The organism is Buttiauxella sp. AC038, from assembly GCF_979253565.1.
On sequence record NZ_CEEDCQ010000001.1, the window covers coordinates 1,618,531 to 1,641,999 of the forward strand.

19 protein-coding genes are annotated in these 23,469 nt (G+C 48.5%); 15 read left to right on the forward strand and 4 right to left on the reverse strand.

All coding sequences use genetic code 11. From position 1 onward, the window contains the following. Positions 1-254 precede the first annotated feature (254 nt). The 3 genes from AC0IXI_RS07785 to AC0IXI_RS07795 all read left to right on the forward strand — a co-directional run bounded on the left by AC0IXI_RS07785 (position 255) and on the right by AC0IXI_RS07795 (position 3,464). The gene (locus tag AC0IXI_RS07785) at positions 255-1,196 is read left to right on the forward strand and encodes a pseudouridine kinase (protein ID WP_422568903.1); all 942 of its coding nucleotides are present in this window, start codon (positions 255-257) and stop codon (positions 1,194-1,196) included. Then, positions 1,184-2,119 carry a pseudouridine-5'-phosphate glycosidase gene (locus AC0IXI_RS07790; protein WP_471682193.1) on the forward strand — a complete coding sequence of 312 codons (936 nt, stop codon included), beginning with the start codon at positions 1,184-1,186 and terminating at the stop codon, positions 2,117-2,119. Before AC0IXI_RS07785 ends, AC0IXI_RS07790 begins: the two co-directional genes overlap by 13 nt. Before the next feature lie 94 nt (positions 2,120-2,213). Beyond that, complete coding sequence (locus AC0IXI_RS07795; RefSeq protein WP_064512526.1) at positions 2,214-3,464, forward strand: NupC/NupG family nucleoside CNT transporter; 1,251 nt, start codon at positions 2,214-2,216, stop codon at positions 3,462-3,464. Positions 3,465-3,499: 35 nt separating this feature from the next. On the opposite strand, the gene AC0IXI_RS07800 is transcribed toward AC0IXI_RS07795, so the two are convergent. From AC0IXI_RS07800 to AC0IXI_RS07810, 3 genes are all read right to left on the reverse strand, one after another. Continuing rightward, positions 3,500-4,594: a sugar kinase gene (locus AC0IXI_RS07800; RefSeq protein ID WP_064512524.1), complete on the reverse strand. Its 1,095-nt coding sequence runs from the start codon at positions 4,592-4,594 to the stop codon at positions 3,500-3,502. A gap of 2 nt (positions 4,595-4,596) precedes the next feature. Beyond that, entirely contained in the window at positions 4,597-5,454 is an 858-nt protein-coding gene (gene nfo / locus AC0IXI_RS07805) for a deoxyribonuclease IV (RefSeq protein ID WP_471683209.1), read from the reverse strand. A gap of 77 nt (positions 5,455-5,531) precedes the next feature. Continuing rightward, positions 5,532-6,581 (reverse strand): YeiH family protein, encoded by a 1,050-nt coding sequence (locus tag AC0IXI_RS07810; protein WP_424222504.1) that lies wholly within the window; start codon positions 6,579-6,581, stop codon positions 5,532-5,534. A 229-nt stretch (positions 6,582-6,810) separates the two neighbouring features. On the opposite strand from AC0IXI_RS07810, the gene yieE reads away from it, so the two are divergent. The 5 genes from yieE (at position 6,811) to cirA (ending at position 13,554) form a co-directional block, all read left to right on the forward strand. Continuing rightward, a complete protein-coding gene (yieE, locus tag AC0IXI_RS07815; protein WP_422568898.1) occupies positions 6,811-7,677 on the forward strand; it encodes a DNA-binding transcriptional regulator YeiE in 867 nt (288 codons plus the stop codon). Positions 7,678-7,747: 70 nt separating this feature from the next. After that, entirely contained in the window at positions 7,748-8,299 is a 552-nt protein-coding gene (locus tag AC0IXI_RS07820; RefSeq protein WP_471682194.1) for a hypothetical protein, read from the forward strand. A 239-nt stretch (positions 8,300-8,538) separates the two neighbouring features. Further along, complete coding sequence (locus AC0IXI_RS07825; protein WP_064512516.1) at positions 8,539-9,648, forward strand: SDR family oxidoreductase; 1,110 nt, start codon at positions 8,539-8,541, stop codon at positions 9,646-9,648. Between the two features lie 207 nt (positions 9,649-9,855). Continuing rightward, positions 9,856-11,325: an amino acid permease gene (locus AC0IXI_RS07830; RefSeq protein ID WP_134185235.1), complete on the forward strand. Its 1,470-nt coding sequence runs from the start codon at positions 9,856-9,858 to the stop codon at positions 11,323-11,325. 258 nt (positions 11,326-11,583) lie between these two features. Further along, a complete protein-coding gene (cirA, locus tag AC0IXI_RS07835) occupies positions 11,584-13,554 on the forward strand; it encodes a catecholate siderophore receptor CirA (protein ID WP_471682195.1) in 1,971 nt (656 codons plus the stop codon). Between the two features lie 466 nt (positions 13,555-14,020). On the opposite strand, the gene fghA is transcribed toward cirA, so the two are convergent. Then, positions 14,021-14,851: an S-formylglutathione hydrolase gene (gene fghA, locus AC0IXI_RS07840; RefSeq protein ID WP_134185239.1), complete on the reverse strand. Its 831-nt coding sequence runs from the start codon at positions 14,849-14,851 to the stop codon at positions 14,021-14,023. 231 nt (positions 14,852-15,082) lie between these two features. Here fghA and AC0IXI_RS07845 point away from each other — a divergent pair, with 231 nt between their 5' ends. The 7 genes from AC0IXI_RS07845 to mglC all read left to right on the forward strand — a co-directional run bounded on the left by AC0IXI_RS07845 (position 15,083) and on the right by mglC (position 23,404). Then, positions 15,083-16,207, forward strand: a complete 1,125-nt coding sequence (locus tag AC0IXI_RS07845) for a YbfB/YjiJ family MFS transporter (protein ID WP_064512488.1) — start codon at positions 15,083-15,085, stop codon at positions 16,205-16,207. Between the two features lie 125 nt (positions 16,208-16,332). Further along, positions 16,333-16,998, forward strand: coding sequence for a GTP cyclohydrolase I FolE (folE, locus tag AC0IXI_RS07850; RefSeq protein ID WP_064512467.1), 666 nt, complete (start codon positions 16,333-16,335; stop codon positions 16,996-16,998). A gap of 19 nt (positions 16,999-17,017) precedes the next feature. Continuing rightward, the gene (yeiB, locus tag AC0IXI_RS07855) at positions 17,018-18,175 is read left to right on the forward strand and encodes a DUF418 domain-containing protein YeiB (RefSeq protein ID WP_424221460.1); all 1,158 of its coding nucleotides are present in this window, start codon (positions 17,018-17,020) and stop codon (positions 18,173-18,175) included. Between the two features lie 155 nt (positions 18,176-18,330). Continuing rightward, positions 18,331-19,353: an HTH-type transcriptional regulator GalS gene (gene galS / locus AC0IXI_RS07860; RefSeq protein ID WP_064512461.1), complete on the forward strand. Its 1,023-nt coding sequence runs from the start codon at positions 18,331-18,333 to the stop codon at positions 19,351-19,353. Between the two features lie 292 nt (positions 19,354-19,645). After that, positions 19,646-20,644: a galactose/glucose ABC transporter substrate-binding protein MglB gene (mglB, locus tag AC0IXI_RS07865; RefSeq protein WP_064512459.1), complete on the forward strand. Its 999-nt coding sequence runs from the start codon at positions 19,646-19,648 to the stop codon at positions 20,642-20,644. Between the two features lie 208 nt (positions 20,645-20,852). Then, a complete protein-coding gene (gene mglA, locus AC0IXI_RS07870; RefSeq protein ID WP_064512457.1) occupies positions 20,853-22,373 on the forward strand; it encodes a galactose/methyl galactoside ABC transporter ATP-binding protein MglA in 1,521 nt (506 codons plus the stop codon). 20 nt (positions 22,374-22,393) lie between these two features. Continuing rightward, positions 22,394-23,404, forward strand: a complete 1,011-nt coding sequence (gene mglC / locus AC0IXI_RS07875; RefSeq protein ID WP_064512455.1) for a galactose/methyl galactoside ABC transporter permease MglC — start codon at positions 22,394-22,396, stop codon at positions 23,402-23,404. Positions 23,405-23,469 lie beyond the last annotated feature (65 nt).

The window sequence follows — 23,469 nt, forward strand, 5'->3', positions numbered from 1 at the left end:
TGCCCTTTTTTTATGCCCATATTTTGTATCCCACCTCTCAAATCTCCCCTGCCTTGCAAACTGTACCTACAAAAAATTGTGACTTTGTTCATATCTATTCATTTTAGATCTGGGTGATGTATTTACTTTGCTCAAAACACGCCTACTATAAACACATGTTTGAATATGAACATGTGCTCTAATAAATAAACTCATGGTGGTTTATCTACCTGGTAAACTCATTTTTATGGCAGTTTATTGCCAGGGGACGAGCTATGCGTGAAAAGGAATACATAGTAATCATTGGCTCGGCCAATATGGACGTTGCCGGGTATTCAAATGCATCTTTAAATTATGCTGACTCAAATCCGGGCAAGATAAAATTCACGCCAGGCGGCGTTGGTCGAAATATTTCTCATAATTTGGCGCTTCTTGGTAAAAATACATGGTTGTTGACTGCTGTGGGTGGTGATTTTTATGGCCAGTCATTGTTGGCACAAACAAATAAATCTGGAGTGCATATTGATAAGTGTCTTGTTGTGCCAGGGGAAAATACATCAAGTTATTTATCACTACTTGATAATACCGGTGAAATGCTAGTCGCCATTAATGATATGAGTATTACTAATCATATTTCTGCCGAATTTTTAACACAACATGCTGATTTTATTCGTGGAGCAAAAGTGATCGTCGTTGATTGTAATCTCAGCGAAGAAACACTGGTTTGGGTATTGGAACATGCACACGATGTACCGGTGTTTGTTGACCCGGTTTCAGCCTGGAAGTGCGTCAAAATTCGCGAGCGGCTCAATCAAATTCACACCCTGAAACCCAATCGACTTGAGGCGGAAACCCTCAGCGGAATTACGCTTTCCGGCCGGGACGATGTCGGAAAAGTTGCCTCCTGGTTTCATCAGCATGGCTTAAACCGTCTGGTGCTCAGTATGGGGGGAGACGGTGTTTATTACAGCGATATCAATGGGGAAAGCGGCTGGTCTGCGCCCGTTAAAACCAAAGTCATTAATGTTACCGGCGCCGGTGACGCCATGATGGCAGGGCTTGTTTCCTGCTGGATGGATGGTTTGCCATTTATAGATTCAGTTCGATTTGCGCAGGGTTGTTCATCCATGGCACTTGCCTGTGAATATACCAATAACCCTGATTTATCTGTTGCGAATGTTACATCGTTAGTGGAGAACACAGAATGTCTGAATTAAATATCTCATCCGAATTATTGCAAATTTCACCAGAAGTACAGGAAGCATTAAATAATAAAAAACCGATTATCGCACTGGAATCAACGATTATTTCTCATGGCATGCCTTTCCCTCAAAATGCACAAACAGCAATTGAAGTAGAAGAGACTATTCGTAAGCACGGAGCCGTTCCAGCCACAATCGCTATTATTGGCGGCGTAATGAAAGTCGGCTTAAGTAAAGATGAAATTGAATTATTGGGCCGTGAAGGTCATAGCGTGACAAAAGTCAGTCGCCGAGATTTACCTTTTGTTGTCGCAGCCGGGAAAAATGGTGCCACGACCGTTGCCTCCACTATGATTATTGCCGCTCTTGCCGGAATTAAAGTCTTTGCGACAGGTGGAATTGGTGGTGTACATCGTGGGGCAGAACATTCATTTGATATTTCTGCTGATTTACAAGAACTGGCAAATACTAATGTCGCGGTTGTTTGTGCAGGTGCGAAATCTATTCTCGATCTCGGGTTAACGACTGAATATTTAGAGACATTTGGTGTGCCATTAATTGGGTATCAGACCAAAGCTCTGCCAGCATTTTTCTGCCGCACCAGTTTATTTGACGTCAGTATTCGTTTGGATAGCGCGCAAGAAATAGCCCGCGCGATGGCGGTGAAATGGAAAACTGGCCTGAGCGGTGGTCTGGTTGTCGCGAATCCGATCCCAGAGCAGTTTGCGATGGCGGAAGAGAAAATTAACGCAGCAATCGACCGGGCGGTAAGGGAGGCTGAAGAGCAGGGCGTCGTAGGAAAAGAGAGTACGCCATTCCTGCTGGCACGTGTGGCGGAACTCACCGGTGGCGACAGCCTGAAATCCAACATTCAGTTGGTGTTCAACAACGCCGTACTAGCCTGCGAGATTGCCAAAGAATATCAACGGCTCGCCTGATAAAAAACCATGGGCAGAGCGGTCGCCCGCGAATATCAAACATACCAAAACCTGGCGTTAACGTCGGGTTTCCTGGCATGAAGGGAGAATCATTATGGACATAATGAGAAGTGTTCTGGGTATGGCGGTATTACTGGCAATCGCATTTCTGCTGTCAGTAAATAAAAAACGTATCAGCTTGCGTACCGTTGGCGCGGCGTTATTACTGCAAATCGCCATTGGCGGCATCATGCTCTATTTTCCTCCGGGGAAATGGCTTGTTGAACAGGCAGCACTCGGTGTGCACAAAGTGATGTCCTACAGTGATGCCGGTAGCGCATTTATCTTTGGTTCACTGGTGGGACCAAAAATGGATGTACTGTTTGACGGCGCCGGATTTATCTTTGCCTTCCGTGTATTGCCTGCCATCATTTTTGTTACCGCGCTTATCAGTTTGCTCTACTACATTGGCGTAATGGGGCTGCTAATCCGTGTGCTTGGCGGTATTTTCCAAAAAGCGCTGAACATCAGTAAGATCGAATCATTCGTTGCCGTCACCACCATCTTCCTCGGGCAAAACGAGATCCCGGCTATCGTGAAACCTTTCATCGATCGCCTTAACCGCAATGAACTGTTTACCGCAATCTGTAGTGGGATGGCCTCTATTGCTGGCTCAATGATGATTGGCTATGCCGGAATGGGCGTGCCGATCGATTATCTGCTGGCGGCGTCTTTGATGGCAATCCCAGGCGGCATACTGTTCGCCCGAATGTTGAGCCCGGCCACAGAGGCATCTCAGGTAACCTTTGAGAACCTGTCATTCACTGAAACACCGCCAAAAAGCATTATTGAAGCGGCGGCAAGTGGGGCGATGACCGGGCTGAAAATCGCAGCAGGTGTGGCGACGGTTGTCATGGCCTTTGTCGCTATTATCGCGATGATCAATGGCATTATCGGCGGCATTGGCGGCTGGTTTGGCTTTGGACATGCCACACTTGAAGGAATCTTTGGCTATCTTCTTGCCCCGCTGGCCTGGCTCATGGGCGTAGACTGGAGTGAAGCGACGCTGGCTGGAAGCCTGATTGGTCAGAAGCTGGCCATTAACGAGTTTGTTGCGTATCTCAACTTCTCTCCGTATCTGCAAACTGCCGGTACCCTGGATGTAAAAACGATCGCAATCATCTCTTTTGCGCTCTGTGGCTTTGCAAACTTTGGCTCTATCGGTGTGGTGGTTGGTGCGTTTTCAGCAATTGCACCAAAGCGTGCGCCAGAAATTGCGCAGTTGGGAGTGAGAGCACTGGCCGCAGCTACGCTCTCTAACCTGATGAGCGCCACCATTGCCGGTTTCTTTATTGGTCTGGCATAACATCGATGCGTGCCAGTGGCGACTGGCACGCTACATCATGCTTTCGTGGTTTGTAACAGGTAAAGCGCGTTATCGGCGGAAAGTGTTGGGTTATTTATGCTAATGCTGGCGCGTGATAATGCCGCGCAGGCCATCGCAAAATTTGCGCTATCGCGAAAATCGCTCCCTTCCAGAAAACTGTAAATCAGACCTGCCATAAAGCCGTCATCGGCACCAAAGCTGTCAACCACCGGATGTGCAGGACGGGAAAGTAAGAATTGCTCACCGTTGTGCTCACTACAAAAGACAGACTCATCTTCAAGGCAAACAAAGATTTGCTGCACACCTTGCTGATGCAGGGCATTCACCGCCTGTAGGCGGTCTGCGTCTGAATTTATTGGCTGGCCCCACAGAATCTCCAGCTCTTTTTGCGTGGTTTTCAGGGTATGAATACGCGAATACCAAGTCTTGATTTTTGCCGCTTTGAACTCAGAAACGGTGTCGATAAAGACAGGAATATTATCAGCAATGGTAAATACCCACTCAATGGCTTCCGGCGTCAGGTTGCAATCCGCCAGCACCACACCGGAGTGGCGAATCAAATCTCGCGAGCTATTAAGCAATTGCGGCGTGAGTTGTTGCAGAATGTGGGTGTCGTTAATCGCCAGCACCGTTTTTTCTTGCTGATTGGCGATGGACAGATAGGTTGAGGTGTTATGCCCATGCAGGCGGATACAGCTGGAGACATTGACACCCGCCTGGCGAGTCTGTTCCAGCAGCGTTTCTCCGTAAAAATCGCTGCCTACTGCTGAGATCAAATGGACATCACGACCCAGCAGCGCCAGGTTATGTGCAATATTGCGGCCCACGCCACCTGCCGAGCAGTGAATGCTGCCAGGGTTGGAGGCCGCCTGCGGATAATGAATATCCGCAACACCACGAATATCCATATTGATCGCGCCGACGACTACGCAATACGCTTGCTCGGTAAGGATATAGCCCTTGCCCTTAATCATCCCTTTACGCATCAAATCCATAATGTGGGCTGCAACGCGTGAACGGCTGATTTGCAAAATATCAGCAATTTCATTTTGCTGAATAAGCGGATTGCGACGCAGAATTTTGAGTATCTGCTTTTCCCTGTCGTTCATGGTTATGCAACCGCCTTTTCAGTTTGTTGAGCTTTCAACCAGGCTATCTCTTCAGCCCAGATATCTGGGTTCGTCGTCTCCAGAATTAGCGGAATCCCATCGAAACGGTTATCACGCATGATCCAGGCAAACGGCATGTGGCCAATATTGCCTTCACCCAGACTGTTATGGCGGTCGACACGGCTCCCAAAAGCACTTTTCGCGTCATTAAGGTGCATGCCACATAAATATTCGAACCCAACAATTCTCTCGAATTCAGCGAAGGTATTTTCGCAGTCTTCTTCGGTGCGCAGGTCATAACCTGCTGCAAAGGCGTGGCAGGTATCAATACACACGCCCACTCGGGATTTGTCTTCTACGCCATCAATGATTGCGGCCAGATGCTCGAAACGAAAACCGAGATTGCTGCCCTGGCCCGCTGTGTTTTCAATCACCGCAGTCACGCCTTCGGTTTTATCTAGCGCAATGTTTATCGACTCAGCAATGCGGGCAAGGCACTCTTCTTCAGGGATTTGCATCAGGTGGCTGCCGGGGTGGAAGTTCAGCAGCGTTAAACCCAACTGCATGCAACGTTCCATCTCATCAATAAAGGCTTCACGGGATTTTTCCAGCGCTTCCTCAACCGGATGGCCAAGGTTAATGAGATAGCTGTCGTGAGGGAGGATTTGTCCCGGCCCGTAATGATACTTTTCACAGGCTCGTTTGAAATTGCTGATAACTTCGTCAGTAAGCGGAGCTGCACGCCACTGGCGTTGGTTTTTGGTGAACAGGGCAAAAGCAGTGGCTTCGAGTTCGTGCGCGCGAATTGCGGCATTTTCCAGACCACCTGCAGCACTGACATGTGCGCCAATAAACTTCATCATTCTTACTCCTGTCAAAACCCGCTATCGGGAAACGGACAATGATAGCGGGTTAGACAGGAATTTTCCGTACCTCTTTATGCCATCAGGTGATGGATACCAAGGTTAATTGCGCCACCGCCAACGATCAGCCAGAGAAATAGCACTAGAGCCATCAGCAGCGGGCGTACACCAGCTTTTTTCAGCGCGCTGAAGTGAGTGGTTAAACCCAGAGCCGCCATCGCCATTGCTAGCAAGAAAGTATCCAGTGTTATCAAAGCATTGACCGCCCAAGCTGGCAGTAAGTGCAGTGAGTTAAACATCGCAACCACAATAAACAGCACCGCAAACCATGGAATGGTGATTTTGCTTTTCTGCGCCTGGCCTGCCGGAGCCAGTTGTTTGACGCGAGCTGCCAGGAAAATCAGGAATGGAGCCAGCATCATTACGCGCAGCATTTTCGCAATTACCGCCGCGTTTTCAGTTTCAGGGCTGATGGCATGCCCTGCGGCAACCACTTGAGCGACTTCATGCATCGTTGAACCGGTATAAATCCCAAAGGTTTCTGGCGTGAACCATTGTGTAACGTACGGATAAATCATTGGATAAATGAAGATCGCAAGCGTGCCAAAAATCACCACCGTTGCGACCGCTACGGTTACTTTGCTGGCTTCGGCTTTCACAACCGGCTCGGTTGCCAGAATCGCCGCAGCACCGCAAATACTGCTACCGGCGCCAATTAACCAGCTGGTTTGTTTATCCAGACCAAACACTTTCTGACCCAGCCAGCAGGCGAGGGCGAAGGTGCTGGTTAATGTCAGAACATCAATAATGACACCGCTGGCGCCGACATCCGCAATCTGAGAAAACGTCAGTCGAAAGCCATATAAAATGATCCCAAGACGCAACAGATGTTGCTTGGCAAACAGTACACCGCCATCACAGTGTTGCCAGATTTTCGGGTAAAGCGTGTTGCCAATCACCATCCCGCACAGAATCGCGAGCGTTAATGCACCGAGTCCGAGACCTGCCACGGAGGGAATATTCCCCAACCAAAGCGCCAGTGCAGTAATTGCACCTGCAAGCAGCAGTCCTGGCAGGAAATGCCACAATGTATGTCGATGAGTGGGAATTGATAACGTAGCCATAACCTTCTCCTTTGTGTAGCCGTCATACTTCAAGCTGCAGGTGCGTTGGCTGCACGCGCTCACCCGAATCACTTACCGGCGTAAGCTCATCGGGGTTCTCGCGCTTGCCGCCTTCCTACAACTCGAATTATTTTGGCTTTATTGGCAAAAGAGTAAGTCCAGGTGGTTTAAAAATAAAATTGATTATATATTTATAATCAATCTGAATAAGTGTTAAGGCGTGTCCACTATGCATATCACACTGCGGCAACTTGAAGTCTTCGCTGAAGTTCTCAAAAGCGGCTCTACTACACAGGCATCGCAAATGCTGGCGTTGTCTCAGTCTGCGGTAAGTGCGGCGCTGTCCGATCTTGAAGGGCAGTTAGGCGTGCAATTGTTCGATAGGGTAGGCAAACGCCTGGTTGTCAATGAACATGGCCGTTTGCTGTATCCGCGCGTGGTGGGTTTGCTTGAGCAGGCAGTAGAAGTCGAACAACTGTTTAAAGAGGATAACGGTGCCATTCGCGTTTATGCCAGCAGCACTATAGGCAATTATATTCTGCCGGAAATGATTGCTCATTATCGCCGCGATTTTCCAAATCTCCCGCTGGAAATGAGCGTTGGCAACAGTCAGGATGTGATTAACGCAGTTGCCGACTTCCGGGTTGATATTGGTCTGATTGAAGGGCCGAGCCATATGACCGAATTGGTGACCGAGCCCTGGCTGGAAGATGAGCTCGTCGTATTTGCGCCACCAAGCGCACCTTTATTGCAGCAGCCGGTCACTCTGGAAAGTCTTGCACAGCAGCAGTGGATCCTGCGCGAAAAAGGTTCTGGTACACGTGAAATTGTCGATTACTTGCTACTTTCTCATCTGCCGCAATTTCATCTCGGTATGGAATTGGGAAATTCGGAAGCCATTAAACATGCGGTGCGCCATGGTCTTGGCATCAGTTGCCTGTCGCGAAGGGTGATTGCGGAACAACTGGAAACTGGCTCGCTGGTGGAAGTGCCAGTACCGTTGCCGCGCCTGGTGCGTACTTTGTATCGGATTCACCATCGTCAGAAACATATTTCTAATGCCTTACAGCGTTTTTTAAAATATTGCGATGAGTAGCAGGCTAGCTGGATTCACAGGTGTTGTTTACAAGGCGTCCTTGTTTAAAATCAATTAAGACTTTGCTGTTTTGGGTATCCTGCTGCTCAGCAAACAGGCTGCTACCCCCTTTGTAAACGTCAGAGATTATAAAGCAATGGATGTTAAAGAAACTGCATCAGCTCGCTACACCGACAACCTGAATCTTTATCGACTCTGTGCAAACTGTGCCGCAATTTTAACCATTGTTGTTGGCACGGGATTTTTACTGCTTGATATCGTTACAGTACACGGCATTGCAATGCAGTGGGTGATGTTGGGGGCCGCAGTAGGCACCACAATTTTATTGATTGGGAGGCGTTACTTTCCTCGATTTTGTTCAGCCTGTTTGCTGGCAAAGTTTCACTTTTCTAATGCCTATTTTGCCTGGAAAGGGCTTGATATCAGCCCTTGGTTTACGCTAATCAGCTCCACCTTTTTCTGCATGGGTTTTGTTGAATCGGTGCAGTCTATGCGGATTAAAAAGGGGCTGAATTCATTTTGGTTTGCGCAGCCACGTGTACTACCAATCATGCTAATTATTTTGACTGGCACTCTTTTGGCTATGATTTCTAGCGGTTACATATATAAACTCATTTTTTAATAAAATAAATTATACAATTGTTGTTAATTTAAAGTTGCCTGCTTGGTCTCGCAAGACATTAATAAATTATAAAATCAATATACCGTATTTAAACGGAGTTAATTTGTGATTTTATAAATTAATCATGAATACAGTAAGTTACAAATAAAATTCAACCCTGCTTTTTGTTATTGTTTTTATTGATGCGCTGTTTATAAATCGCCACGTAGTATGGCGTTTTTAAATCCAGAGTTTCTAAAATGAGCAATTTATTGATTACCGGAGCCACAGGTTTTCTGGGTGGTGCTGTATTAGCTCGAGCGCTTTCTGATTCTTCAATTAACTCATACTTGTTATTAGTAAGGGCTAACTCGCCTAAAGAAGGTGTCGTTAGGGTCAGGAATAACCTTGCTAAGTTTGGTTGCAGTGAAGCCTTACTTAATAAAATTAATGAAGAAAACATATTACTCGGTGATTTAGCTGCTTCAGAAGATTTTTTGGATGATGCCAGGCTCTCTTTTGTAACCCACGTGATCAACTCCGCCGCTGTCGCTTCATTTGGTGATAATGCGCTGATCTGGAAAGTGAACGTTGAAGGTACACTTAAATTCGTCAAACGGATGGCGGATGTGTCGGGTTTGGTCCGTTTTGTACATGTGGGAACCGCAATGTCATGTGTACCGGATGCAGGGACGCTGGTAACAGAAAGCATGGCGCGCAAGCCTGAAGAAGAGCATTTGGTTCAATATACGTGGTCTAAATCCACCATTGAGCAATTGATGGTAGAACATTGCCCGCAACTGCCTTTAGTTATTGCTCGCCCTTCAATTGTGGTAGGGCACAGTGAAGAAGGTTGCCGTCCATCCAGCAGCATTTTCTGGGTATTCCGCATGGTGCTGATGCTTGGGAAGTTCATGTGTTCAATGGAAGATAAAATCGATGTTATTCCTGTGGATTACTGTGCTGAGGCACTTTTGTTATTAACAAAACGCTCAAAGCTAACCGAAAGGGTTTATCACATATCAGCGGGTGACACAGGTAGTACTCAGTTTGTCGAAATAGATAAAGCGATGGCCGCGGCACTCAATCAAAAACCTATCTATTCTACTTATCAGCAAGTGGATTACAGCGAGTTGGTAAAAGAACGCAGAGATTTCAAAACAATTTACGGCCCCTGTAATGAAAGGCTGATGCTAAGAGCAATGCGTTTATATGGTGAATTTTCTAGGCTGAATGTGCGTTTCTCGAATAAGAAACTGTTGGATTTAGGTATGTCACCGCCGCCGCGTTTTGTCGATTACATCAACCGCTGTGTTGAAACGACACGTGATGTCACTATCCCCGAATTAATGAAGGTCGATTTTAAATAGCAGTAACTTCTATTACCTGCAGGGGAAGGGACTCCCGCATCTCATTCAAATGTCGAAAAAAACCTCTCACAGACTCCCTGGTATAAGTGCGTTACTTATAATCCACCGCCGATTATGAAGCTCTCTTATAACAGCGTATTTCTACTATAAGTCTGACTCTGGTTTGCTACAATCTCGCCTCATTTTTTGGACGGACCGCAATTTTCTATGGTTTCTCAAGATAAAACAACACAAGCGCCTGGCTTACGCCGTGAGTTAAAAGCGCGCCACTTAACGATGATCGCCATCGGCGGTTCCATCGGTACTGGGCTATTTGTTGCCTCTGGTGCAACCATTTCTCAAGCGGGCCCTGGCGGCGCGTTGCTCTCCTACATGCTGATTGGTCTGATGGTGTACTTCCTGATGACAAGCTTGGGTGAGCTTGCGGCATATATGCCGGTTTCGGGCTCTTTTGCTACTTACGGGCAACAATACGTTGAAGAAGGCTTCGGTTTCGCGCTGGGCTGGAACTACTGGTACAACTGGGCGGTAACTATCGCGGTTGACCTGGTCGCATCACAACTGGTGATGAACTACTGGTTCCCTGATACCCCTGGCTGGATCTGGAGTGCACTGTTCCTCGGCATCATGTTCTTGCTGAACTACATCTCCGTTAAAGGTTTTGGTGAAGCAGAATATTGGTTCTCACTGATTAAAGTTGTCACCGTTGTCATCTTTATCATTGTCGGTGTGATGATGATCCTCGGCATCTTTAAAGGTGCACAACCTGCTGGCTGGAGCAACTGGGCAATTGGTGATGCACCGTTTGCTGGTGGATTCTCCGCGATGATTGGTGTCGCGATGATAGTCGGATTCTCATTCCAGGGGACTGAGCTTATCGGTGTGGCTGCTGGCGAATCTGAAGATCCAGGCAAAAACATCCCACGTGCTGTGCGTCAGGTGTTCTGGCGTATCCTGCTGTTCTATGTGTTCGCGATTCTGATTATCAGCCTGATCATTCCTTATACCGATCCGAGCCTGCTGCGTAACGATGTAAAAGACATCGGCGTCAGCCCGTTCACCCTGGTATTTGAACATGCTGGTCTGTTGTCTGCGGCGGCAGTAATGAACGCCGTTATTCTGACGGCGGTACTGTCTGCGGGTAACTCCGGGATGTACGCTTCAACTCGTATGCTCTACACCCTGGCATGCGACGGCAAAGCACCACGCATTTTCTCTAAGCTGTCCAAAGGTGGTGTGCCGCGTAATGCGCTGTATGCGACAACCGTTGTAGCGGGTTTATGCTTCCTGACATCCATGTATGGCAACCAGACAGTTTACCTGTGGCTGTTGAATACCTCAGGGATGACTGGTTTCATCGCCTGGTTGGGTATTGCGATTAGCCACTACCGTTTCCGTCGCGGGTATATCAAGCAAGGTCTTGATCTTAAAGATCTGCCGTACGTATCCGGTTTCTTCCCAGTGGGGCCAATCTTCGCCTTCGTCCTGTGCCTGATCATTACACTTGGCCAGAACTATGAAGCGTTCCTGGCTGATAAAATCGACTGGGCAGGCGTAACGGCTACCTATATTGGTATCCCACTGTTCCTGGCAATCTGGATGGGCTACAAGATCGCCAAAGGCACTCGTTTCGTTAAGTATGAAGAAATGACGTTCCCAAAAACGTTTAAAAACTAAGTGAGAAGGGCGCGATTATCGCGCCCTTTTTTACCCCCTCTGGCATCAACCTTCCGCATTATCTCCTTTCGATACATTACAAACTTTAACAATTTGATTGATAACCATTCTCGTTTAATTTATGGTGTCGCCACGCTTTATCTCGGCTGGATGTCGGTGAGTAAAGTGAGCAGTTGTTTGCCAAAGTAGCCAGCAACGCATTAAGGAATGTGAGCGCAATCCATCGTTTAGTTTGCCATTCACCTCATGGAGAAAGGAATGTTAAGGTTGAATCCCATCGTCCGGGGAGGACTTTGCGCGTCGATAATCAGTGCTGCGTTTCCGGTTATTGCCGAAGAACGTGAAGACACCATGGTGGTTACTGCTTCGGCTACCGAGCAAAACCTCAAAGATGCCCCTGCCAGTATTAGCGTTATCACCCAGGAAGACCTGAAAAGGAAACCGATCCAGAACCTGAAAGATGTGTTGCAGGAAGTCCCGGGCGTGCAGCTCACGAACGAAGGGGATAACCGCCAGGGCGTCAGTATCCGCGGCCTGAGTAGCAGCTACACGCTGATTCTGGTGGATGGCAAGCGGGTTAACTCGCGCAATGCGGTGTTCCGTCACAATGATTTCGACCTTAACTGGATCCCGGTCGATGCCATTGAGCGTATCGAAGTGGTGCGCGGGCCTATGTCTTCGCTCTACGGTTCGGATGCGTTGGGCGGTGTGGTGAACATTATTACGCGCAAAGTTGGCAAAGCCTGGCATGGCACCGTGACGGCGGATACCACCGTTCAGGAAGATCGAGATCGCGGTGATTCCTATAACAGCAATTTCTTTGCCAGTGGCCCAATCATCGACGACCTGCTTGGGGTGAAAGTTTACGGCAACCTCGGCAAGCGCGAGAAAGATAAGCAAGAGGCTTCCAGCACCAGCGCAACAGGTGAAACGCCGCGTATTGAAGGCTTTACCACCCGTAGCGGCAGCGCTGAATTTGCCCTGACACCAACAGAAAATCAGGATATGAGCTTTGGCTATGGTTTTGACCGCCAGGACCGCGATTCGGACTCGCTGAATAAAAACCGCATGGAGCGCCAGGATTATTCGATTTCCCACAATGGACGTTGGGATTACGGCAATACCGAACTGCGTTTTTATGGCGATAAGATTGATAACCTCAACCCTGGTAATAGCTCGCCAATCACCTCGCGCAATAACAGCCTCGACGGCAAACTGGTTCTGCCTTTAGGCGAGATCAACCAGTTGCTGACTTTCGGTGGTGAATGGCGACACGATAAACTGTCAGACCCGGTAAACCTCACCGGCGGCAACAGCTCTGAAACGTCTGCCAGCCAGTACGCACTGTTCTTAGAAGATGAGTGGCGGATTTTTGAACCGCTGGCGCTGACTACCGGCGTGCGTATGGACGACCACGAAACCTACGGCGACCACTGGAGCCCACGCGCATACCTCGTATACAGCGCGACAGATACCATCACCATGAAAGGTGGCTGGGCGACGGCATTCAAAGCCCCTTCATTACTGCAACTTAGCCCGGACTGGACCAGTAACTCCTGCCGTGGCTCTTGTAAGATTGTCGGTAGCCCGGATCTAAAACCGGAAACCAGTGAAAGTTTCGAGCTGGGTCTGTACTACGCAGGTGATGAAGGCTTGCTGGACGGGGTTTCAGGCAGCATCACTACCTTCCAGAACAACCTCGACGATATGATTGATATTAATCGTACTTCGAGCATCAGCCAGGCTCCGTCCTATCCAAACTTTGTTGGTTTTGACAGCGCGGGTCGCCCAATCTTCAAATACTACAACGTCAACAAAGCGCGTGTTCGCGGTGTTGAAACTGAATTGAAAGTGCCATTCAGCGAGCAGTGGAAACTCACACTGAACTATACCTATAACGATGGCCGAGATTTGAGCGGTGGCGGCAACAAACCATTAGCTTCGCTGCCATTCCATACTGCGAACGGTACGGTGGATTGGGCACCATTAGATGACTGGTCATTCTATGTGTCTGCAAACTATACCGGTGAGCAACGTGCCACAACCGACGGCTCGCCAACACCTGGCGGCTACGTGGTGTGGAATACGGGCGCTGCGTGGAAGGCAACGAAGAGCGTTAAGTTACGTGCCGGGGTAATGAACCTGGGTGATAAAGATCTGAGTCGTGACGATTACAGTTACAACGAGGATGGCCGTCGTTACTTTATGGCGGTGGATTACACGTTCTGATTTGAGCTTTTGCCCTCACCCTAACCCCCTTGTCAGGGTGAGATCTATAAGATGAGATGTTTTTCCGTTCACCCGAACGTCTGGTTATCTCTGCAACCGTTGTTAACGGTGAACGAGCCAAGGAGAGAACGCCCTCTCCTTGGCAATCCTGGCGCCCGGCCATTAAATTGCCGCTACGCGGTAAACCCCAGCTTATCCCCAACGTTCAGGGTCGTTCGCGACTCGCTCCCGGCGATCACAACCGACCCTGGGACTGAAAGGGAAAATGGAGGTTTACTGCGAAGCAGCGATTTAAACGCCGGGAGCCGGGATTATCAAGGGTGCTGCGGTAGCACCCTTGATACGTTCACCGGTTCGGTGAGGACAGATATCACTGAACCTTTAGTGAACGGAATCTACTCCGTATAGGCAGGAACCTCCCCTCAAAGTTGTGTATAAGAAACATCCCCGGGGTGAGGGCAATGAATTACGCCAAATGCTCCGCGTGGAACCGCAAATGGTCTTCGATAAACGAAGCAATAAAGTAATAGCTATGGTCGTAACCCGGCTGCACACGCAGCGTTAGCGGCCAGTTTTTCTGACGTGCTACTTCAGCAAATTGCGCCGGTTGCAGTTGATCTGCAAGGAACTGATCCGCATCACCTTGATCGATAAGCACAGGAATGGCGTTGGAACTATCAGCCTGCATCAACAAGCAGCAGCTATCCCATTCGCGCCATTTCTCTTGGTCTGTACCTAAATAAGCATTAAAGGCTTTTTGGCCCCACGGCACGCGAGTTGGGTTCACGATCGGTGCAAAGGCCGAAACAGAGCAATAACGATCAGGATTTTTCAATGCGATGCTTAGCGCACCGTGGCCACCCATCGAATGCCCAAAGATAGAGGCTTTCTCACTGATGCTGAAGTTATCAGCAATCAACGCTGGCAACTCATCATTAATGTAGTCGTACATACGGAAATGGTCGGCCCACGGCTGTTCGGTGGCATTCAGGTAAAAACTTGCTCCCTGACCAAGATCGTAGCTTTCATTATTCGGTACATTTTCACCACGTGGGCTGGTATCAGGCATTACCAACACAATCCCTAATTCAGAAGCGACACGTTGTGCTCCGGCTTTGGTGGTGAAATTCTCATCATTGCAGGTCAAACCGGACAGCCAGTACAGAACCGGTGGAGGTGTGGTGCGTGGAGTTGGCAGAAAAATACTGAACGTCATCGGACATTTCAGTACTGCAGAATCATGGCGCCAGCGCTGTTGCCAGCCTTCAAAACATCGGTGTTCTTCGAGGAGTTCCATCCAGAGGTCCTTAATTTTACCCTTCATACTTCAAGCCGCATTTTTGTTGGCTTTCCTCGCTCACCCCAGTCACTGACTTATGTCAGCTCCAGGGGATTCACTGCGTCGCCGCCTCAATGCAACTCGAATTATTTTAGGTATATATTCAATGTGATTGAGGAATATTCACTTCTCCCCAGTCTAGCCATGCGGCATCATACTGGCAACGAAATCGCAACATTTGGGGTGATAGTGGCGGCACGTATCGCGTTGACTGGGTTTCTGGTGTTGGTGGTTGCAATGGGCATTGGCCGATTTGCATTCACACCACAAGTCCCATTAATGATAACTGAAGGGCAACTTACCTTAACCAGTGCGGGTTTGGTAGCAGCGATTAACTACCTCGGTTATCTGGCTGGCGCATGGGATGCCATGCGTGCACATCGGCGGGTAGAGTTGCGTTTGCATGCTGGTGTCTGGGGAGCAGTCATACTGACGCTACTTTCTGCTACCGTGGATTCAGCCTTGTGGCATGCGTTGATTCGTTTTCTGATTGGTTGTGCCAGCGGCTGGGCGATGGTGTTAATCGCCGCATGGAGCAATGAGCAGCTGGCACATTTAGGCAAGCCGGGGTTAAGTGCGGCGGTGTTCGCAGGACCGGGGGCGGGAATATTTGTCAGCGGGTTGTTGGCGGTGGCAATCCACAGTTACGGGTTGTCAGCAAGCAGTGCCTGGCTGGTTTATGGCGCTCTGGCGCTGCTGTTTATCCTGTTAATCGCCCGAAATTTGCCACGCAAAGGGGAGTTGCACCGCCCGGAAACGGCACCCGAGCCGCTGGTGTTAACGCCACAACTCAAACGCCTGGTGTGGAGCTATAGCCTGGCCGGATTTGGTTATATTCTCCCCGCCACATTTTTATCGCAGATGGCGAGCGCACGTTTTCCTGGTAGCGCGTTTGCGCAGTTTGTCTGGCCGATATTTGGCGGTGCGGCGGTTTGCGGTATTTTGCTCGGCATTGCCGCGCGTCAAAAGCTGCAAAGCCATCAGCGCCTAGCGCTGGTTTTGTGGTTGCAAGCGCTTGGGGTATTCGCCTCAGATATGATTCCCGGCATGGTCGGGCTGGTTTTAGGTTCGTTGCTGGTAGGAGGTGGCTTCTTATGTGCGGTGCAATTATCGTTGCAATATGGACGCGAGCTGGCACCAAAGCATACCCGTTACATGGCAGGATTACTCACTACCGGTTATGCCATGGGGCAACTGGTGGGGCCGATGCTGTCAGCATTATCGACTTCGCTTACCGGGCAACTTGAGCCTGCGTTATACGTAGCCGGCGTAGCATTATTGATTGGCGGCGGCCTCGTCTGGCGTAAAGAGTAAAGGTATTGACGATTTCAATAATTATCGTTCGCACTACTGGATTATGCGACCGTGCTCACGCACAATGAGCGCACACTTTGCCCCATGTAGGGCCGAGGTCAGTCACACCTGCAGGAGAAAACAACATGTCATCACTAAGTCCAGAAGCCGCATTGGTTCATGAAGCATTGGTTGCACGCGGCCTGGAAACGCCACTGCGCCCACAATTGCGTGAGCTCGATAACGAAACCCGCAAACGCGAGATTGCCGGGCATATGACGGAAATCATGCAGTTGCTGAATCTTGATCTCAGCGACGATAGCTTGATGGAAACCCCACATCGCATCGCTAAAATGTATGTCGATGAGATTTTCTCCGGCCTTGATTATGCCAACTTCCCGAAAATCACCGTCATTGAGAATAAGATGAAGGTTGATGAGATGGTCACCGTGCGCAACATTACGCTCACCAGCACTTGTGAACACCATTTCGTGACTATCGACGGTAAAGCGACAGTGTCTTATCTGCCGAAAGATACCGTGATTGGCTTGTCGAAAATTAACCGCATTGTGCAGTTCTTTGCGCAGCGCCCGCAGGTTCAGGAACGCTTAACCCAGCAAATCCTGATTGCACTGCAAACCTTGCTTGGCACCAACAATGTGGCGGTATCTATTGATGCAGTCCATTATTGTGTGAAAGCGCGTGGCGTGCAGGATGCGACTAGTGCGACGACAACCACATCTTTGGGTGGATTGTTTAAATCCAGCCAAAATACACGCCAGGAATTCCTGCGCGCAGTGCGTCATAACTAACATTAATTAGGTAGGGTGTATGAGTAGAAACGTTACGCTGGATTTTGTCCGTGGCGTCGCTATTCTCGGCATCCTGCTGCTTAATATCGTGGCCTTCGGTTTACCGAAGGCTGCGTATCTCAATCCAGCCTGGTCCGGTTCCGCTACTGGTCACGATGCCTGGACGTGGGCGATTTTAGATCTCTTTGCTCAGGTAAAATTCCTCACCTTATTTGCTCTGTTATTTGGCGCGGGCTTGCAGATGTTGTTACATCGCGGCAAACGCTGGATTCAGTCACGTCTGACGTTATTAGTTCTGCTCGGTTTTATGCACGCTATTTTCCTTTGGGATGGCGATATTTTGCTGGCCTACGGTTTAGTGGGGTTGGTGTGCTGGCGTCTGATTCGTGATGCACCGGGTAATCGTTCATTGTTTAATACTGGCGTTATCTTGTATCTCACCGGTATTGGCGTGCTGCTATTGCTAGGTTTTATTTCCGGCGATGCACCGAACCGCTCGTGGATCCCCGATGCTGCAAATTTGCAGTACGAGCAGTGGTGGAAGCTTAACGGCGGGACGGAGGCCATTAGCAATCGCATCGATTTGCTCTCATCTAACCTTGTAGCTCTGGGCGCGCAATACGGTTGGCAACTGGCGGGGATGATGCTGATTGGCGCGTCATTAATGCGCAGTGGCTGGCTGCGAGGCGAGTTTAGTCTGCATCATTATCGCCGCATTGGCGTGTGGCTGATTGTGGTTGGGTTGCTAATTAACATTCCTGCGATTTATGCCCAGTGGCATCTTGGCTGGATGTATCGCTGGTGTGCTTTCTTGCTGCAAGCGCCGCGTGAATTAAGTGCACCGTTTCAAACTATTGGCTATGCAGCACTCGCATTTGGCTACTGGCCGCAGTTGTCGCGCTTGCGCCTGGTGAATGCAATAGCGCATGTGGGGCGAATGGCATTGTCGAACTATCTACTGCAAACAGTGATTTGCACTACCTTCTTCTTCCGCATGGGCTGGTTCATGAAGTTTGACCGCCTGAGCCTGTTGGGAATTGTGCCTTTTGTCTGGGTAATCAATATCTTATTCTCTATGCTCTGGCTGCGTTACTTCCGTCAAGGGCCTGTTGAGTGGCTCTGGAGACAACTAACCGCACGTGCTGCAGGGGTATCACTGAAGCATCCAGCAAGATAATGATATACATCACAAACGTTAACGATATGTATGTAACCGTTTTCATTGGTGTGATCATCCTCACGTAGTCATTCCCAAGTCGCTGCCAGAATAGCCACCTTGCCATATACAGGGTGTATTCATGAGACTAATTCCTCCTTCGCCTGGTGATAAATATGATCACCATTCGTGACGTTGCCCGAATCGCCGGCGTCTCCGTGGCGACCGTATCCCGTGTACTCAATAACAGCGCGCTAGTAAGCGCTGATACCCGTGAAAGTGTGATGCAGGCGGTGGCGCAATTGGGCTATCGCCCGAATGCTAACGCCCAGGCTCTGGCAACGCAGGTCAGCGATACAATTGGTGTAGTGGTGATGGATGTGTCCGATCCATTTTTTGGCGCATTGGTCAAAGCGGTGGATGTTGTGGCGCAAGAGCACAACAAATATGTGCTCATTGGCAACAGCTACCATCAGGAAGAAAAAGAGCGTCATGCCATTGAGGTATTGATTCGTCAGCGCTGTAACGCATTGATTGTTCATGCTAAAGCACTCTGTGATAAAGAGCTCGCCGAGTTCCTCGATCACATTCCTGGCATGGTGCTGGTTAACCGTATTGTGCCCGGATACGAGCATCGATGTGTCGGACTTGATAATGTCAGTGGCGCTTTGATGGCGACTAGAATGCTGTTTAATCAAGGTCATCAGCGCATCGGATATTTGGCATCGAGCCATGCAATTGAAGATAACGCGCAGCGTCGGGAAGGATGGCTGCGTGGCATGAGTGAACAGGGGATTGTACCGCCCGAAAGCTGGGTGGGCGTGGGTTCACCCGATATGCAGGGTGGTGAAGCGGCAATGGTTGAGTTGTTAGGCCGCAATCTGCAACTCAGTGCGGTATTTGCCTATAACGACAGCATGGCAGCAGGTGCGTTAACTGCTTTGAAAGATAATGGCATTGTCGTGCCGCATCATGTCTCAGTGATTGGTTTTGATGACATTCCGATAGCACGTTACACCGATCCACAACTTACCACGGTGCGTTACCCCATTGTTTCAATGGCACGCCTGGCGACCGAACTGGCGTTACAAGGGGCGGCAGGAACGCTCGATAATGGTGCAACACACTGTTTTATGCCGACTTTAGTTCGTCGCCATTCTGTTGCTCCACGGCAAATTGCGGCACCGATCACTCTCTGAAAAAAGTCTTTTATGTAACCGGTTTCAATTTGTGAGTAAATTCACAGTTAATTAACAATGTGATGACTATGATGTCAGCGTCTTATCAGCTGAAACTATATGTAACGGTGACTAATCAGTTTACTTATAGGTATTCGGCAAAAAACTACCAATAAAAGCTGTTATGGAACGTTATTGAACACGGAAGAGTTTTTTAGAACAGAAAAATTTTCGGCATTCAGTAACGTTTTTGTAACAACGCTGCCTGCCTGAATACCCCTAAGAACTACCCTGCAAAAAAACCGGAGATACCATGAATAAGAAGGTTTTGACCCTGTCCGCCGTTATGTCTTGCATGTTGTTTGGTGCAGCCGCTCATGCAGCTGATACCCGTATTGGCGTGACCATTTACAAATACGACGATAACTTTATGTCAGTGGTTCGCAAAGCGATTGAGAAAGACGCAAAAGCTTCGCCAGACGTAGAACTGCTGATGAACGACTCACAGAATGACCAGTCCAAGCAGAACGATCAGATTGACGTACTGTTGGCAAAAGGCGTGAAAGCACTGGCAATCAACCTGGTTGACCCGGCTGCTGCTGGCACCGTTATCGAAAAAGCGCGCGGCCAGAACATTCCAATCGTGTTCTACAACAAAGAACCTTCTCGCAAAGCGCTGGATAGCTACGACAAAGCTTACTACGTCGGTACTGACTCTAAAGAATCAGGCATCATTCAGGGCGACCTGATTGCAAAACACTGGGCGGCTAACCCTGCGTGGGATCTTAACAAAGATGGTCAGGTTCAGTTCGTACTGCTGAAAGGCGAGCCTGGTCACCCGGATGCTGAAGCGCGTACGACCTACGTTATCAAAGAGTTGAATACTAAAGGCCTGAAAACCCAACAGCTGCAGTTAGATACTGCAATGTGGGACACCGCTCAGGCGAAAGATAAGATGGACGCATGGTTGTCTGGCCCGAACGCTAACAAAATCGAAGTGGTTATTGCCAACAACGATGCGATGGCAATGGGTGCAGTGGAAGCGCTGAAAGCGCACAACAAATCTTCTATTCCAGTATTTGGTGTGGATGCCCTGCCAGAAGCGCTGGCACTGGTTAAATCTGGCGCAATGGCCGGTACCGTTCTGAACGATGCTAACAACCAGGCAAAAGCAACCTTCGACCTGGCTAAAAACCTGGCCGCTGGTAAGCCTGCCGCTGATGGCACTAAGTGGAAAATCGAAGACAAAATCGTTCGTATCCCATATGTCGGCGTTGATCAAAGCAACCTGGCTGAATTTACGGGTAAATAAGTCATACCGTGATTGCCGGGCGCAGATTTGCGCTCGGTATCAAACCTGATACTCAGTCGAATTAGGATACTCTTCAGATTTCGAGTTGCAGGTAGGCGGCCAGGGAGCTTATCCCCAGGAGCTTACATAAAGTAAGTGACTGGGGTAAGTGAGTGCAGCCAACACCCCTGCGGCTTGAAAGATGAAGAGTATGGAACCAGGTATAATTATGGTCGACAATAATACAAATCAATCGTCGGAATATTTGTTGGAAATGACCAACATTAATAAATCATTCCCCGGCGTTAAGGCACTGGATAATGTTAATTTAAAAGTCCGTCCTCATTCTATTCACGCATTAATGGGTGAAAACGGGGCTGGTAAATCAACGTTATTAAAATGTCTTTTTGGAATCTATGCCAAAGATTCCGGCAGCATCCTTTTTCAGGGAAATGAAGTTAATTTTTCCAGCACTAAAGAAGCGCTGGAAAATGGTATTTCCATGGTGCACCAGGAACTTAATCTGGTTTTACAACGTACCGTGATGGACAATATGTGGCTGGGGCGTTACCCAACCAAAGGTATGTTTGTCGATCAAGACAAAATGTACCGTGATACCAAACATATCTTCGATGAGCTGGATATTGATATTGACCCGCGCGCCCGCGTTGGTACGTTGTCAGTATCACAAATGCAGATGATCGAAATCGCTAAGGCGTTCTCTTACAATGCCAAAATTGTCATTATGGATGAGCCAACATCCTCACTGACAGAAAAGGAAGTTAACCACCTTTTCAAAATCATTCGTAAATTAAAAGAGCGTGGCTGCGGCATTGTTTATATTTCTCACAAAATGGAAGAGATCTTCCAACTGTGTGATGAGATAACCATCTTGCGTGACGGACAATGGATTGCCACCCAGCCATTAGAAGGGCTGGATATGGACAAAATCATCTCCATGATGGTAGGACGCTCTCTGAACCAACGCTTCCCGACAAAAGAGAACGTGCCGGGTGACGTGATTTTGGAAGTGCGTAATTTGACTTCGTTGCGTCAGCCTTCAATTCGTGATGTCTCCTTTGATTTGCATAAAGGGGAAATTCTCGGTATTGCCGGCCTGGTCGGTGCGAAGCGTACTGATATCGTTGAAACGTTATTTGGTATCCGCGAAAAATCTGCCGGAACCATTAACCTGCACGGTAAAAAAATTAATAACCATTCGGCAAATGAAGCGATTAACCATGGCTTTGCGTTAGTAACTGAAGAGCGTCGCTCGACAGGGATTTACGCCTACCTGGATATCGGCTTTAACTCGCTGATTTCTAATATTCGCAATTATAAAAACAAAGTTGGCTTATTAGATAATTCACGCATGAAAAGTGATACCCAATGGGTAATTGACTCAATGCGTGTAAAAACACCTGGTCACCGTACTTCTATTGGTTCGTTATCTGGTGGTAACCAACAGAAAGTTATTATTGGGCGTTGGTTATTAACACAGCCAGAGATATTAATGCTGGATGAGCCAACTCGCGGGATCGATGTTGGTGCTAAGTTCGAAATTTATCAGCTGATTGCTGAACTTGCTAAGAAAGGGAAAGGAATCATTATTATTTCGTCCGAAATGCCGGAGTTGTTAGGGATTACAGATCGTATTCTGGTGATGAGCAATGGTCTTGTTGCCGGAATTGTAGACACTAAAACAACCACGCAGAACGAAATCTTACGTCTTGCGTCAGTGCATCTTTGATAATTTAGGGGCTATTGAAAATGAGTGCGTTAAATAAGAAAAGTTTTCTAACTTATCTGAAAGAAGGCGGCATTTATGTCGTTTTGCTGGTGCTACTGGCAATTATTATTTTCCAGGATCCGACGTTTTTAAGTTTACTCAACTTAAGTAACATCCTGACCCAATCCTCGGTGCGTATTATTATTGCATTGGGTGTGGCGGGGCTGATTGTGACCCAGGGTACTGACCTTTCTGCTGGTCGTCAGGTGGGTCTTGCGGCGGTAATCGCGGCTACACTTCTGCAATCAATGGATAACGTCAATAAAGTTTTTCCTGAGATGCACAGCCTGCCTATCCCGGTGGTACTGCTTATCGTGTGCTCTATCGGTGCAGTCATTGGTCTGGTGAACGGAATTATCATCGCCTACCTGAACGTGACGCCGTTTATCACCACTTTGGGTACCATGATTATCGTTTACGGTATTAACTCCCTGTATTACGACTTTGTCGGAGCATCGCCGGTTTCTGGTTTTGAGTCGCATTTCTCGACATTTACGCAGGGCTTTATTGCGTTAGGTAGTTTCCGGCTATCCTACATTACGTTCTATGCGCTATTTGCTGTGATGTTCGTATGGGTGCTGTGGAACAAAACTCGCTTTGGTAAGAACATCTTCGCCATCGGTGGTAACCCGGAAGCGGCTAAAGTTTCAGGCGTTAACGTTGCACTGAACCTGATCATGATTTATGCGCTGTCAGGTGTGTTCTACGCCTTCGGTGGGATGTTAGAAGCAGGTCGGATCGGTTCTGCAACCAACAACCTCGGCTTTATGTACGAACTCGATGCGATTGCGGCGTGCGTGGTAGGCGGCGTGTCATTCAGCGGTGGCGTAGGTACGGTTGTCGGCGTAGTGACCGGTGTAATCATCTTTACGGTCATCAACTACGGTCTGACTTATATCGGCGTGAACCCTTACTGGCAGTACATTATCAAAGGCGCGATTATTATCTTCGCAGTAGCCCTGGACTCCCTGAAGTACGCTCGTAAGAAGTAATATTCATTGTTTTACCAAGACCCGCACAGCAAGCTATGTGCGGGTTTTTTTATGGACTTTGCCTG